The 13,690-nt window shown below is 69.9% G+C and carries 14 protein-coding genes and 1 rRNA gene; 10 read left to right on the top strand and 5 right to left on the bottom strand.

Annotation, left to right across the window (positions count from 1 at the left end):
• From ACFV9J_RS13405 to ACFV9J_RS13395, 3 genes are all read right to left on the bottom strand, one after another.
• Positions 1-468: a hypothetical protein gene (locus tag ACFV9J_RS13405; RefSeq protein WP_385353621.1), complete on the bottom strand. Its 468-nt coding sequence runs from the start codon at positions 466-468 to the stop codon at positions 1-3.
• A 194-nt stretch (positions 469-662) separates the two neighbouring features.
• Entirely contained in the window at positions 663-1,328 is a 666-nt protein-coding gene (locus tag ACFV9J_RS13400; RefSeq protein ID WP_385353619.1) for a Uma2 family endonuclease, read from the bottom strand.
• 128 nt (positions 1,329-1,456) lie between these two features.
• Positions 1,457-1,903: an ATP-binding protein gene (locus tag ACFV9J_RS13395; RefSeq protein ID WP_385353617.1), complete on the bottom strand. Its 447-nt coding sequence runs from the start codon at positions 1,901-1,903 to the stop codon at positions 1,457-1,459.
• A gap of 197 nt (positions 1,904-2,100) precedes the next feature.
• Here ACFV9J_RS13395 and ACFV9J_RS13390 point away from each other — a divergent pair, with 197 nt between their 5' ends.
• From ACFV9J_RS13390 to ACFV9J_RS13355, 8 genes are all read left to right on the top strand, one after another.
• Positions 2,101-2,946, top strand: a complete 846-nt coding sequence (locus ACFV9J_RS13390; RefSeq protein ID WP_385353615.1) for a helix-turn-helix domain-containing protein — start codon at positions 2,101-2,103, stop codon at positions 2,944-2,946.
• Between the two features lie 11 nt (positions 2,947-2,957).
• On the top strand, positions 2,958-3,305 hold the full coding sequence (locus tag ACFV9J_RS13385; RefSeq protein WP_385353613.1) for a DUF397 domain-containing protein: 348 nt from the start codon (positions 2,958-2,960) through the stop codon (positions 3,303-3,305).
• 412 nt (positions 3,306-3,717) lie between these two features.
• A complete protein-coding gene (locus ACFV9J_RS13380; protein WP_003974839.1) occupies positions 3,718-4,026 on the top strand; it encodes a membrane protein in 309 nt (102 codons plus the stop codon).
• Between the two features lie 167 nt (positions 4,027-4,193).
• Entirely contained in the window at positions 4,194-4,994 is an 801-nt protein-coding gene (locus ACFV9J_RS13375) for a hypothetical protein (RefSeq protein WP_385353610.1), read from the top strand.
• Positions 4,984-6,315 carry a hypothetical protein gene (locus ACFV9J_RS13370; protein WP_385353608.1) on the top strand — a complete coding sequence of 444 codons (1,332 nt, stop codon included), beginning with the start codon at positions 4,984-4,986 and terminating at the stop codon, positions 6,313-6,315. Before ACFV9J_RS13375 ends, ACFV9J_RS13370 begins: the two co-directional genes overlap by 11 nt.
• Positions 6,312-7,871 (top strand): SCO6880 family protein, encoded by a 1,560-nt coding sequence (locus ACFV9J_RS13365; RefSeq protein WP_385353606.1) that lies wholly within the window; start codon positions 6,312-6,314, stop codon positions 7,869-7,871. The genes ACFV9J_RS13370 and ACFV9J_RS13365 overlap by 4 nt, the downstream gene beginning before the upstream one ends.
• A 12-nt stretch (positions 7,872-7,883) precedes the next feature.
• The gene (locus ACFV9J_RS13360; protein WP_007388842.1) at positions 7,884-9,299 is read left to right on the top strand and encodes an ATP-binding protein; all 1,416 of its coding nucleotides are present in this window, start codon (positions 7,884-7,886) and stop codon (positions 9,297-9,299) included.
• A gap of 49 nt (positions 9,300-9,348) precedes the next feature.
• The gene (locus ACFV9J_RS13355) at positions 9,349-10,884 is read left to right on the top strand and encodes a type IV secretory system conjugative DNA transfer family protein (RefSeq protein WP_385353603.1); all 1,536 of its coding nucleotides are present in this window, start codon (positions 9,349-9,351) and stop codon (positions 10,882-10,884) included.
• 57 nt (positions 10,885-10,941) lie between these two features.
• Here the strand turns inward: ACFV9J_RS13355 and ACFV9J_RS13350 are convergent, their stop codons facing one another.
• Positions 10,942-11,502 (bottom strand): GNAT family N-acetyltransferase, encoded by a 561-nt coding sequence (locus ACFV9J_RS13350; protein ID WP_385353601.1) that lies wholly within the window; start codon positions 11,500-11,502, stop codon positions 10,942-10,944.
• A 94-nt stretch (positions 11,503-11,596) separates the two neighbouring features.
• On the opposite strand from ACFV9J_RS13350, the gene ACFV9J_RS13345 reads away from it, so the two are divergent.
• Both ACFV9J_RS13345 and ACFV9J_RS13340 read left to right on the top strand, forming a co-directional pair.
• Complete coding sequence (locus tag ACFV9J_RS13345; RefSeq protein WP_385353599.1) at positions 11,597-12,871, top strand: sensor histidine kinase; 1,275 nt, start codon at positions 11,597-11,599, stop codon at positions 12,869-12,871.
• Positions 12,868-13,536 carry a response regulator gene (locus ACFV9J_RS13340; protein WP_385353597.1) on the top strand — a complete coding sequence of 223 codons (669 nt, stop codon included), beginning with the start codon at positions 12,868-12,870 and terminating at the stop codon, positions 13,534-13,536. Before ACFV9J_RS13345 ends, ACFV9J_RS13340 begins: the two co-directional genes overlap by 4 nt.
• Before the next feature lie 62 nt (positions 13,537-13,598).
• On the opposite strand, the gene rrf is transcribed toward ACFV9J_RS13340, so the two are convergent.
• Positions 13,599-13,690: ribosomal RNA gene (gene rrf / locus ACFV9J_RS13335) — 5S ribosomal RNA — on the bottom strand; the annotation flags it as partial.

The following is a 13,690-nucleotide window of genomic DNA, read 5'->3' as shown; positions in this document are numbered from 1 at the left end:
TCACCGACCGCTGTCGTGAGCGGCAGACGCTGCCTTGGAACCGACACTCAGTGCGGCGATCTCAGCCTTGATCGCCTCGTCGGTCCTCAGCTGGTCGTTTCCCGTCTTCTCCAGCACACCGGCGAGCCCGTCGCACCACTCGTCGATGTCCTTCACCCGACGGGCCCACGAGTCGAACACCCCCTGCTGCGCCGCGGCGGTCAGAATCGCGGAGCCCTTGTCGAGACCGGTCTGGGCCTCCTCCAGCTTCGTCAACGCCTTACCCAAGTTGGTCCGCAGCTCGCCAAGGCCCTCCCCGGCCCTGGACCACGCGGCCTTGTCCGACCTCAGCCTGCCCGACGGAGGCCCATAGGTGGCACCCGCACCCGTACCGCCCCGGTCCCCCGGCAACTGATTGAGCTGCATGTGTGCAGACTGTCGCTCAGCCGCCGCCGCAGCCTTGAGCTGCTCCCACTCCTCCCACGCCATGCGTGACCCCTCCCCGTCATCATCATGGGCACCGGCGGCGGACTGGAACGTGTGGCCGTCACGCTGCGGTGATCAGTAGGGACGGTAGCGACCGATCACCAATTGCCCCATCCGTATCGGACATCACGGCGAATGAGTATCCGTACTCAGACGAGAACCGGCCACTGTCCGCAACAGGCGTTCACCTGCGGCTCCTATGCACCAGAAGGCCATCGCTGGGGAGCATGAGTGCCTGTTGCACGCCCGTCAGTTCGGCGCCCGCAACCCACGGTCCCCGTGCAGGGGCCGCCGGTGCCGAACTCGACGTCCAGTGGCACGGGGAGGCGCACAACCTCTCCGAACTTCCCGGGCGACACCTCCTGGTAGACGCCGTTGTCGGGTCGGCTGTGCAGAGCCCACGTGCCGTTTCTGGGATCGATGACGAGGAGCAGCGGAACGCGGCCGACCGCGTACCAGTCGGCCTTGTCCCTGATGCCACGCGCCCTCTCCGATGCGGAGACGACCTCGACGGCCTGCGCCGCGTCCTGCGGGTCGGCCAGCCAGCTGTCGTCCTCCTCCCACTCGGTGGGCAGTACGACGAGGTCGGGCGTCACATAGTCGTCCGGGTCTCCGGGAAGAGCGATGGAGGACACCTCGTAGGCATCCAGTCCACCGGGAAGACCAGCCGCCTCCAACTGCCTGCGCAAGCGTCTGATCGCTCCCGCGTGCTTCCCACGCGGGGTCGGGGACATCACGATCTTTCCTCCCACGATCTGCGCCCGCAGACCCGTCAGTTCCTCGAGCCTCTCGGCGACCTCACGCAGATTGCCGCCCCCGGGACGGGCGCGGTGCCCGGCACCCGCGCCCGGCTTCTCGGCCATCGCTCGCTGCCTTCGTCCTGCCGCTCCATCGGCGCCGTCTCTGACGCGAGCCATGTCGGTGGGAGGCCCGACATCGTGCTCGGCAGTGCATCCACCGTACGTCTTGAGCCGCTGCCCGGCCCCGACCCTCACGGCCGGTCCTCCCGTCGGCACTCGGCCCACAGCAGCTTGCCGCCCTTCGACGCGCCGAGTTCGCGCAGCACGGAGACGCCGACGGCGTCGGCGCAGGCCCGCACCAGGTGCAGTCCCCGGCCGCCCTCGGCGTCGCCCGGCGGTACGTCGCCGTCGCCGGGCCTGCCCTCCCGGAACCCGGACGGCACCCGCCAGTCGCCGTCCCAGACACCCACCCGCAGCCGCCCGGGCTCGCGCGACAGGATGCGCAGGGCGTACGGGCCTGTGGTGTGCAGGTGGGCGTTTGCGAGCAGCTCGGCGGCCAGCAGTTCGGCGGTCGGGGGCAGCTCACCGAGGCCGTGCGCGGCCAGGGTGGCACGCAGGGTTGTGCGGGCGATCCCCGGTGCGCGTGGATCGTGCGGGAGGTGGAGGGTATAGCCCCAGGACGGGTTTACGGTAGCCATGGAAGTCTCCGATCCGTGCGAGTAGTTGGCTGATGGTCGGGGTGCTCAGTGGCATGCCGGTCCGTCGACCGGTGCGCTTCTGGGCGGGGCGCCAGTTGTAAGGTAGCCACCATCAGATAAGCCCTTAGCTGAATTCCGGAAACTGGCTTAGCTTCCACTCGTGTGGGTGACCAAAGCGCCAAGGAGGCGGCGAGCCCGTGAGAGCGAACCCGACCGGGCGTCAGCTACGACTCGGCGCTGAGCTGCGGAAACTGCGTGAACGCGCAGGCCTGACGTCCACACAGGCCAGTCAACTGCTCGGCGTGAAGCAGAACCAGATCAGCAATACCGAAGCCGGCCGCATGGGTGTGAGCGCGGAGCGCATCCGCGCCCTCGCCTGTCACTACGAATGCCCCGACCGCCCCCTCGTCGACGCCCTCTGCACCATGACGACGGAACGTAAGCGCGGTTGGTGGGAGCAGTATCGGGAGATCCTCCCCGGTGCGCTGCTCGACCTGGCCGAGGTCGAACACCATGCGGTACGCCTCCGCACGGCCATTACCGCGCACATTCCCGGCCTGCTGCAGACAACGGATCACGCCCGCGAGCTCTTTCGCCATGTCGTACCGGACCTCGCACCGCCGGACATCGAGCACCGAGTGTCGTTCCGGATCAAGCGGCAGACCGTCATCTATCGCGACGCACCGACTCCCTATCTCGCCCTCATTCACGAAGCCGCTCTGCTGATGCAGTTCGGAGGCCCGTCGATCGCGCGTCGCCAGCTCCAGCACCTCGTCGACATGAGTGAGCGAGACAACGTCACCATCAGGGTGATCCCGTTCTCCGCCGGAGGCTTCCCGGGCTCCGGCCAGTCGATCTTCTACTCCACCGGTCCGGTTCAGCAGTTGGACACCGTCCACCTGGACCAGTCCCACGGCCCCGTGTTTCTGGACGCCGCAGCCCAGCTCGACAAGTACCGAATCCTGCTGGACCGCACCGAAGCCAAAGCGCTCCCACCGACCAACTCACGGGACCTCATCCACCGCGCCATCCAACACCTGTGAAGGGAACGAGCATGGTCGAGTACGCGTGGCAGAAGTCGTCGTTCTGCGGCGAGGGCGACTCCTGCGTCCATGTCGCCGCAACCCCCGGCGCCGTCCATCTGACCGAAAGCAGCGACCCCACCCGCTCCATACTCACCGTCGCCCCCACCGCCTTCGGCGCCCTGCTCACCGCGCTGAAGTCGGACAGCCGACCGCCGGTCATGGAGGTCACCGTCGCCACGTCCCACGGCGGCACCGTCCGCGTTCATGCCACCGGTGTGCCGGAAGCCGCCGTCACGACCGATCGCCACAAGTGGGAGACCTTCGTGCGCGGCGTGCGCGCGAACCAGTTCGATCACTTCGCCCACTTCGCCTCCTAGGCGCCGTCAACCACGACACCGTCCGCCGCCCCTCACGCTGGGGCGGCGTTTGTGGTCTGCACCGCATTCGTGCATGACCGGGAGAGGGAACGGAGGGGCCGGGGAAACAGGGTTCTACGCCAACCACTGACACCGCATCAGGGCCTAACGACCGAACCACTCCACAGGTTTCGCCTACACATCGTTGCCAGCCACACCCCGTCGTGATACACAGAGTGACGATACGACCACCAACGGCTGTCCCGGAGCCGACTGACCAGTCGGCGCGAGGCGGTGGCAAGCTATTCGTACGAAACCCGCCAATCAATGACGCCAAGTCGACATGCGACGGTGTCATTGTCGGCGACAATGAGGCTTGACCTCTGCATGCCCGCAGAGGGCGCGGAACTACCCAACAGGGGCGGTGACTTACATGCTCTTTGCGGCCGACGAGGGAGACATCAACACCATCATCGGGGGGATCGCTCCGGACTGGGGCCCCTTCGGTGCGCTGGGGACCGAGGCGAAGACGATGGTCCAGGTCGTCATGGCCGTCGCCATTCTGCTCTGCCTCGGCATCGCCATCTGGGGCGCCGCCAAGCAGCGCATCGGTGCCACGGCCCTGAGGGACACCTTCAGCGCCGAGCAGGGCAAGGGCCTCATCATCGCCGGGCTGACGGGCGTGTTCATCATCGGCTCGCTCGGCACCCTCTTCACCATCGTGTACGGGATGGCCGTGTAGCCCCGGCACGCAACCGTTCCTCCCCCTCCATCCCACCCGCCCGTCGTGCCAACCGGCTGAGGTTGCGTTTCCCTGATGTCGAGTCATAACACCGCGCCCGAGCGGGACCCAGCACGGCTACCGTCGTACGTACACGGCCGACCCGACGTCGAGGGGGCGTACGCGGCATGAGTCTCGGAGACGATCACCAGTCGTCCGGCGATTACGGCGGCGCCGGTCAGACGCGGCTCCGGCTGCCCGAGGACGAGGGCGGCCCCCGACGCGGCGGCCGCTCCTCCTCACGCAGCCTTGTCACCGTGGTCGGCGTCGTCGTCCTCCTCATCGCCGCGATCGCCTTCGCGAACCGTGGAGGAAGCGATTCCGCGTCCGGGGAGGACGGGTCCGGGGACAAGCCGAAGACCTCGGCGACGGCACCTTCGGGAACACGTCCGGTGCAGTCGGGCTTCGCCCATGACGCACAGGGGGCACAGAGCGCGGCGGCGAACTACGCGGTGACTCTCGTATCGGCCGACATCTTCAAGCCGGCCCGGCGGGACGAGATCGTGCGGCAGGTCTTCGTGGCTGACAAACAGGCCGCTCTCGCCGAGAAGTTCGACAAGGCCTACAGCCAGGAGTTCCTGAGCACCATCGGCCTGGACAAGAACGGCAACGCCACAGGTGGCAACACCTACGTCTCGCGCACCATGCCGATCGGAACCAAGACCACGCAGTACTCCGACACGACCGCGACCGTGGATGTCTGGTGCACGGGCGTGTTCGGCACAGCGGGTGAAAAGACCACCACCCCCGTCAGCAGCGACTGGTTCACCATGACCCTGCAGCTGCGCTGGGTGGACAGCGACTGGAAGGTCGAATCCTTCTCCCAGAGGGACGGCCCGGCACCGGTGCCGGGCGACAACAAGGCTTCCAGCTCCGACGAGTTGTCCAAGGCCGTCCAGGAGTACGGAGGGTTTACGTATGCCCGCTAACCAGCGTCGCGTACTCAAGGCCGCCGGTGTCTTGACCGCCGCACAGACCCTGCTCGTACTGCTCGCCACGCGTGCCGCCGCCGCTCCGACGCCGACGCCGACCCCGTCGGACGACAACTGCGACCTGATCGTGGGCCCCGCCAAGGACTACTGCGAGCGAGGCGAAGGCGGCGGTTCCGGGGGTGGTGGCGGAGCGCCCGACACGCTCCCCTCCACCCTCGACCCCCTCTCCTCGCTCGCCAAGGGCTGTGCCGACGCCGCCGCCTGGACCGTCGACACGCTCAGTGACGCCGTGAAGAACACCGCCGACGTCGACTTCACGAACGACACGTTCCTCAAGCAGTACGCCGTCGTCTTCGCGGCGTCCGCGTTCCTGACCCTGATCCTCTGGCTGCTCGCGGTGGCCAAGCGTGCCGTCCGCGGCGTCCCGCTCACCACCGCGCTCTCCGAGGCCGTCGGGTTCCTCTGGCTCACCGTCCTGGCGTCGGCCTTCACGCCGCTGATCCTGTACACGGTCGTGTCGGCCACCGACGCCGTCACCGACGTCCTGGCCAAGGGCACCGGGGACCAGACGGACACGTTCTTCGGCACCTTCTCCCAGGCGCTGAAACAGGGCAACGACATCGGCGGCGGCCCGATCATGCTGATCCTGGTGTCCTTCGTGTCGATCATCGCCGCGGGCGTCCTCTACCTGGAGCTGTACCTGCGCGCAGTCCTGCTCTACGTCGGCGCCCTGCTCGGCGTCGTCGTCTACGCCGGCCTGGTCGACAAGAACCTGTGGGGCCACGTCCGCCGCTGGGCCGGCATCATGATCGCCGTGATCATGGTGAAGCCGGTGATCGTCATCGTGCTGGGTCTCGCCGGCGCGCTGACCACGGCGGACGGGCCGGACTCCGTGGCCGCGATCGTGTCCGGCCTCGCCATCATCCTGCTCGCGATCTTCGCCTCGGCGATGATCTACCGCTTCGTCCCCGGCTTCGGCGACGAGATCGCCAACGGCCGCAACAACCGCATCATGCAGGGTGCCGAGGGCAAGGCCGCGGCCGTGATCAGCTCCCCGGCGAACCTGGTCGCGCAGGGCATCAGAACCCACAGCGGCCGCGGCGGCGGTGACGGCGGCGGGCAGTCCTCGTCCTCCGCGGCCGCCCGCCCCTCGAACCCCGCCTCCGGCGGAGTCGCCGCGCACAGCTCGCGCCCCTCGAACGGCGGCGGCGGAAATGTCCCCTCCGCCGCACCCGCACCGCGCTCCGGCAGCCCGGTGAACACACCGCACGCAAGCAACACCCGCAACAGCAAGAGCACAGGAGGTGACGGGCGTTGACGACCGAGTCCCACGTGTCCCATACGGTCACGCCCCGCCGTACGTATCTGATCGGCCGCGCCCGGCCGAACGCGATCGTCGGCCGCAACCGCGAGACCGGTGAGATCGCGCTGATCGTCGTGGGCGCGTTCCTCGGCATGATGTGCGGGCTCCTCGTCCCCGTCCTGACCCTGCGCATCGTGCTGCTCGCCGGCTTCCCGATGCTCGCCCTGGCGGCGGTCTACGTGCCGTACAACCACCGCACGTTCTACCGGTGGTTCGAGATCAACCGCAGCTACAAGCGCACCCTCCGCAGGGGCACCACGTACCGCTCCGGCGCCATCGAGGCCGGTACCAGGATCGACGGCCGCGAGATCGAGGTCGGCCCGCCGCCCGGCATCGGCCGCATCTCCTGGCTGGCGGCGCCCTTCGGGCCCGACGAGATCGCCGTACTGCTGCACGCCGACCGCAAGACCGTGACGGCCGCCATCGAGATCGAGGGGCCCGGCGTCGGCCTGCGCGACTCCGAGGACCAGGAAGCCCTCGTCGACCGCTTCGGCACCCTGCTCAAGCACGTGGCCAACGGCGACGGCTTCGTCACCCGCATCCAGATGCTCGCCCGCACCCTCCCGGCCGACCCCGACGCGCACGCCAAGGACGTCAGCCAGCGCGGCGACGCCAAGGCACCGCCGTGGCTGCAGCAGTCGTACGACCAGCTCCAGTCGATGGTGTCCACCAGCAGCGAGCAGCACCGCGCCTATCTGATCGCCTGCATGCACTACAACCGCGAGCTGGCCGCCGAGGCCCACACCATGGCCCGCGCCGCCCGCCCGCACACCGGCCGCAAGCTGGACCGGGACGCCGGACTCGCCGTCGTGATGGCGCGCGAGCTGACCGACATCTGCTCCCGCCTCCAGGAAGCCGACATCCGCGTACGCCAGCCGCTGGGCCAGGGCCGGCTCGCCTCCCTGGTCCACGCCATGTACGACCCGGACCACCCCATCGACCACATCCAGGCGATGACCAAGCGCAACGCCTGGCCGGCCGAGCTGGACGCCATGGAGCCCACCTACCTCCAGGCCAAGACCCGCGAGTCCGCCACCCGCGCGCCCTGGTGCCACGCCACCGCCTGGATCAAGGAGTGGCCGATGACCCCGGTGGGCGTCAACTTCCTGGCTCCCCTCCTCGTCCACACCCCGGACGTGATCCGCACCGTCGCCGTCACGATGGACCTCGAACCCACCGAGGTCGCCATCGAGCGCATGCTGACCGAGAAGACGAACGACGACGCCGAGGCGTCCCGCGCCGCCAAGATGAACCGGACCGTGGACCCCCGCGACATCGCCGCCCACGGCCGTCTCGACCAGCGCGGCGAGGACCTCGCCAGCGGCGCGGCCGGCGTCAACCTGGTCGGTTACATCACCGTCTCCTCCCGCACCCCCGAGGCGCTGGCCCGCGACAAGCGGACGATAAGGGCGTCGGCCGGAAAGTCGTACCTGAAACTGGAGTGGTGCGACCGTGAGCACCATCGCGCCTTCGTGAACACTCTTCCGTTCGCCACCGGCATCCGAAGGTAGGGGCTGAGCCTGATGCGGGACCCGCTGACCGTCCTCACCGACGCCTTCACGTCCTTCCTCTTCGGGAAGGTGGAGACGACCCGCCTGCCCGTCCGCACGTCCACCGGCCAGGCCCAGGCGGTCTACCTGCCGACGGCCGCCCCCGGCCTCGGCGACTCCGGCGTGATCATCGGCCGCGAGGTCTACTCCGGCAAGGGCTACATCTACGACCCCTTCCAGCTCTACGGCCAGCAGCTCCCCGCCCCGCACTGGCTGGTGCTCGGGGAGTCGGGCAATGGCAAGTCGGCCCTTGAGAAGACGTACGTCCTGCGCCAGCTGCGCTTTCGCGACCGCCAGGTCGTCGTCCTGGACGCCCAGGGCGAGGACGGCGTCGGCGAGTGGAACCTCATCGCCGAGGAGCTGGGCATAACCCCCATCCGCCTCGACCCGATGGCCGCCCTGGACCACGGCATCCGCCTCAACCCCCTCGACCCGGCGATCACCACCACGGGCCAGCTGGCGCTGCTCCGGACGATCATCGAGGTCGCCATGGGCCACGGCCTGGACGAGCGCTCCGGCTTCGCCCTCAAGGTCGCGCACGCCTACGTCAACGAGACCATCGTCGAACGCCAGCCGGTCCTCACCGACATCGTCGAGCGGCTCCGCCACCCCGAGCCGGAGTCCGCCGAGGCGATGAACGTCGCCATAGACGACGTACGGGCCTGGGGCCTGGACGTGGCCCTCGTCCTCGACCGCCTCGTCGACGGCGACCTGCGCGGCATGTTCGACGGCCCGACGACGGTCGGCATCGACCTCGACGCCCCGCTCATCGTCTTCGACCTGTCCCACATCGACCGCAACTCCATCGCCATGCCGATCCTCATGGCCATCGTGGGCGTCTGGTTGGAGCACACCTGGATCCGCCCCGACCGGAAGAAGCGCATCTTCCTGGTCGAGGAGGCCTGGCACATCATCAACAGCCCCTTCGTGGCGCAGCTGTTCCAGCGGCTCCTGAAGTTCGGGCGCCGGCTCGGCCTGTCCTTCGTGGCGGTGGTCCACCACCTGTCCGACGTCGTCGACGGGGCGGCGGCCAGAGAGGCGGCGGCCATCCTCAAGATGGCCTCCACCCGCACCATCTACGCCCAGAAGGCCGACGAGGCACGCGCCACCGGCCGCGTCCTCGGCCTGCCCCGCTGGGCGGTGGAGATCATCCCCTCCCTCACCCCCGGCATCGCGGTCTGGGACGTCAACGGCAACGTCCAGGTGGTCAAACACCTGATCACCGAGACCGAACGCCCCCTGGTCTTCACCGACCGCGCGATGACCGAGTCCTCCACCGACCACCTGACCGACGACGCCCTGCGCGCCGCGGAGCTGGAGGCGGAGGAGCGGGCGGCGGCGTTCATGGAGCAGCACATCGGCGACTCGTCGGAATCGACGGTGGCGTAGGACACCGAACAGGGGCCCCACGCAGGAGAGACGGAGAGGCACCGGACGCATGAGACCGGACGACCGCCGCGATCAGCGGCCGGCCCAGGGCGGCATCCCCGACGGCCTGCTGATCGGCATACTGGCCTTCCTCCTCGGCATGACCCTGCTGGTGTGGACGGCGACCGGCCTGTCCGCCCTGTTCGCCCACGGCACCTGGCCCGGCGGCGTCAGCTTCACCGGCACGCCGCAGGCCATGCGCCGACTGATCGCCGAGCCGCACGACATCCCGGGCGCGTGGCCGGACGCCCCGGAGGGGGCGCTGTCCGGGTACGGGCTGTTCTGGGGGCTGTTCATCGGCCAGCTGATGGTGCTGGTGGTGCTGACGGTGTTCGTGATGGGCACGTTGGCACGGTGGCGAGCGGTACGGAAGCGACGACGCGAGGGGCCGCCATCAGTGCCGGCACCGGTGGCACAGGAGACGCCGGTCCAGGAGACGCCGGTCCCGGAGACCCCGCGCCAGGAGACCCCGCGCCAGGACGTGCCGGTGCACGAGGTACCCACTCCGAGGGCGCCGCAGCAGGCCCCCGTGACTCCACACACTCCGGCCGAGGAGACCGGCCACCCCTCAGCTTCCCCGTTCAAGGGCAAACGGGTAGGTGAGTGGGAAACCCACCGCGCCGAAGGCGCGGTGCGCTACGGCCCGAGGGAAAGCCGCCACGAGAGGGCAACCGAGGCCCTGCGGGACGCGGACGGCGCCGCCCTCGTCATCACCTCCAACCCCGCCCTGTGGTCGGAGACCAAGGACGCCCGCGCCAAACTCGGCCCCACCCACCTCTACGACCCGAACCACCTCTGCGACACCCCCGCCCGCGTCCACTGGTCCCCCACCGCGGGCTGCGAGGACAGACAGACGGCCACCGCCAGAGCGGCCGCCCTGCTCACCCCCGTCCGCCCCACCGCCCGCCTCGACCAGGCGATCGGCGACACCGCCGAACTGCTGCTGCGCAGCTACCTCCACGCCGCCGCCGTCGACGGCCGCACCATCCGCCACGTCCACCGCTGGTCCCAGGGTCTCCAGGTCCAGGACGCCGTCCGCATCCTGCGTACCCACCCCAAGGCCGCCCCCGGCTCCGCGGGCGAACTCGAAGGGTCCCTCACCGCCCACCCCGAGCGCCGGGACATGGCCCAGCAGCTGACCGCCCGGGCCCTGGCCGCGCTCTCCACGGTCAATATCCGCGAGGCGTGCACTCCCAACCGAACTGATGCCCTCGCCTTGGATTCCTTCGTCCACGAACAGGGAACCCTTTACGTGGTGGGTGAATCCATTGAGGACCCCCGTACGAGCCCGGGCGCGATGCCGCTGCTGACGGCGCTCGTCTCCAGCGTGGTCGAGCGCGGCCGGCGCATGGCCGAACGGTCATCCTCCGGTCGCCTCGACCCACCAATGACGCTCGTCCTGGACGACGTCGCGGCCGTCGCCCCGCTGCCCCAGCTCCCGGACCTGCTCGCCAACGGCACGGACGTGGGCCTGCCGACCCTGGCCCTGCTCCGCTCCCGCGAACAGGGCCGCGCCCGCTGGCCCCACGACGAACTGCCCGTCTGACGAACCGCCCGTCCGACGAAGCACCCGTCCGACGGAGGGCCGACGGCGCGAGACGGGTCAGCGCTCGAGCACGTACTCCAACTCATGGTCCCCGGGCCCGCCCTCCAACGGCACCGTCCGCCCGCTCGGCGCGAACCCCGCCTTCCGGTAGGCCCCCTGTGCCCGCCCGTTGTCGGGATGCACGATGAGCCGCATCCGCTCGACGCCGTTCGCCCACGCCCACTCGAGACCGGCGTCGAACAGCGCCTTGGTCAGCCCGCTCCCCCGCCACTCGGGCCGTACGAACACCCCGACCACATGTCCCTGCCGCCGCTCCACCGGGAAACCGGCCCAGTCCGTCGTCCCGGCCTCCTCCACGAACACGGTCAGCGTGCCGAGCCACAGCCCGCCGGGCCCCACGGCAATGAGCTGCTGCGCCCCGGAGGCCCCCTCCGCGCCACGGGCCGCCCGCTCCTGCCAGAAGGAGTCCGGCCGCGCGGCGGCTTCCTCGTACGTTTCCAGGTACGCGAGATCCGCGACCGGGTCCCGCAGCGCCCGCAGCCGCAGCTCCTTCACCGCGGGCCACTCGTCGGCGCGTATGGAACGGATCACGTAGTCACCGGGGACCGAGGCACTCATGCCGGCCACCGTAATACCCGGGTACTACGCCCCTCATCTCATATACGGCCCCCGGATGGACGCCCGTCGCGCTCGTACCCCCGACCATGGTCGGATGGAGCCCGTGAAGCCGGTGCCGGAAGACCGAGCCGCCGAACCCCTCACCGAGTACGTCCAGCGCGTCAACCGGCGGATCCGCGCCTTCGACCACCGCCATCCGCTCCTGTGGGACCTCACACTCACCGGCTTCTGGGTCCTGGCCGCCCTGATCGACGGGACCGGCGACGGCTGGCGCAGCGTAGCCCACGACCCCGGCGTCCCCGTCGGCCTCGTCCTCGTGCTCAGCCTCGCCCTCTCCGTCCCCGTCCTCTGGCGCCGCAGCCACCCGCGGGGCGCCCTCCTCCTCACGCTGCCCGCGGCGCTGGTGAGCGCATGGTCGGGCGCCGCCCTCCAGGCCGCCCTGCTCCAACTCCTCCTCGTCCACCACATCGCGCTGCGCCTGCCGCTGCGCAACCTCTGGTGGGCGGTGGCCGTGGTGACCGCGCCGACCTGCGTCTCGGTCGTCCGCTACGGGGACAGCGCGGCCTCCTGGAACCAGCAGCTCGGCTCGCAGCTCGTCGCCATCGGCGTGGCCGCCCTCATCGGCATCACCGTGCGCACCCGGCGCGGCTACACCGAAGCCCTGGAGGACCGCGCCCGCCGCCTGGAGACCGAACGCGACCAGGAGGTCCGGCTCGCCGCCGCCGCCGAACGCGCACGCATAGCCAGGGAGATGCACGACATCATCGGCCACAACCTCTCCGTCATCACCGGCCTCGCCGACGGCGGCCGCTACGCCGCCGCCAAGTCCCCGGACCGCGCCGCCCAGGCCCTCGACGCCATCGGCACCACCAGCCGCCAGGCGCTCGGCGAACTCCGCCGCCTCCTGGACGTCCTGCGCGACGACGACCAGGACGGCACCGGCCCGGAGCCCGAACTGGCCCCGCAGCCCGCCCTCACGGACCTCGACCGCCTCCTCGACGGCGTACGCCGGGCAGGTCTCCCCGTCCGCACGACCGTCAAAGGGGAGCCCGCCCTCCCCGAGGGCCGTCAGCTCACCCTCTACCGCGTCATCCAGGAAGCCCTCACCAACACCCTCAAACACGCCGGCCCCGACGCCATCGCCCACATCGAGCTGTCCTACGGGGCGAACGGCGCCGCCACCCTCACCGTCACCGACACCGGCCGGACGGCCCAGCTCCCCTCCCCCACCCTCTCCGGCGGCCGCGGCCTGCCGGGGATGCGTGAACGGACCTCCCTGTACGGAGGCACACTTGAGGCCGGCCCGCGCCCGGCCCCCGAGCAGGGCTGGCGCGTCCATCTGCACCTACCGGAGGAATCCCCGCAGTGACCACCGTCCTCATCGCCGACGACCAGCCCCTCCAGCGCTTCGGCTTCCGCATGCTCCTGGAGAGCCAGGACGACATGACGGTCGTGGGCGAGGCGGCCAACGGCGCCGAAGCGGCCCGGATGGCGGCCGAACTCCACCCCGACGTCGTCCTCATGGACGTCCGCATGCCCGGCCTGGACGGCATCGAGGCGACCCGCCGCATCGTCGCGGGCGGCGGCCGCAGCCGCGTCCTCATCCTCACCACCTTCGACCTGGACGAGTACGCCTACTCGGGCCTGCGCGCCGGCGCCTCCGGCTTCCTGGTCAAGGACGCCCAGCCGGAGGAACTCCTCTCCGGCATCCGCGCGGTGGCCACAGGCGACGCGGTGGTCGCCCCGAGCCTCACCCGCCGCCTGCTCGACGCCTACGTCCACCACCTCCCGGCCGCCAGTGCACCGGACCACGCGCCCGGATCCCCCGATCCGCGCCTGACCGCACTCACCGAACGCGAAACCGAAATCCTGCGCGTCATGGGCCAGGGCTGGACCAACACGGAGATAGCCGAGCGTCTCCACCTCGCCGAGTCCACGGTGAAAACACACGTGGGCCGCATCCTGGCGAAGACTGGCTCAAGGGACCGCGTCCAGGCGGTCATCCTGGCCTATGAAACAAAACTGGTGGGCTAGACCGGGGGTAGAACGCAGAAAACCCCGCACCGTTCCCGGTGCGGGGTCTTCTCGCAATAATTGTTCGGCGGCGTCCTACTCTCCCACAGGGTCCCCCCTGCAGTACCATCGGCGCTGTAAGGCTTAGCTTCCGGGTTCGAAATGTAACCGGGCG

The organism is Streptomyces sp. NPDC059906 (genome assembly GCF_042730645.1).
GTDB classification, from domain to species: Bacteria; Actinomycetota; Actinomycetes; order Streptomycetales; family Streptomycetaceae; genus Streptomyces; species Streptomyces rubrogriseus.
Note: the sequence above shows the minus strand (reverse complement) of the source record. Positions and strands in the feature narration are given on the sequence as shown.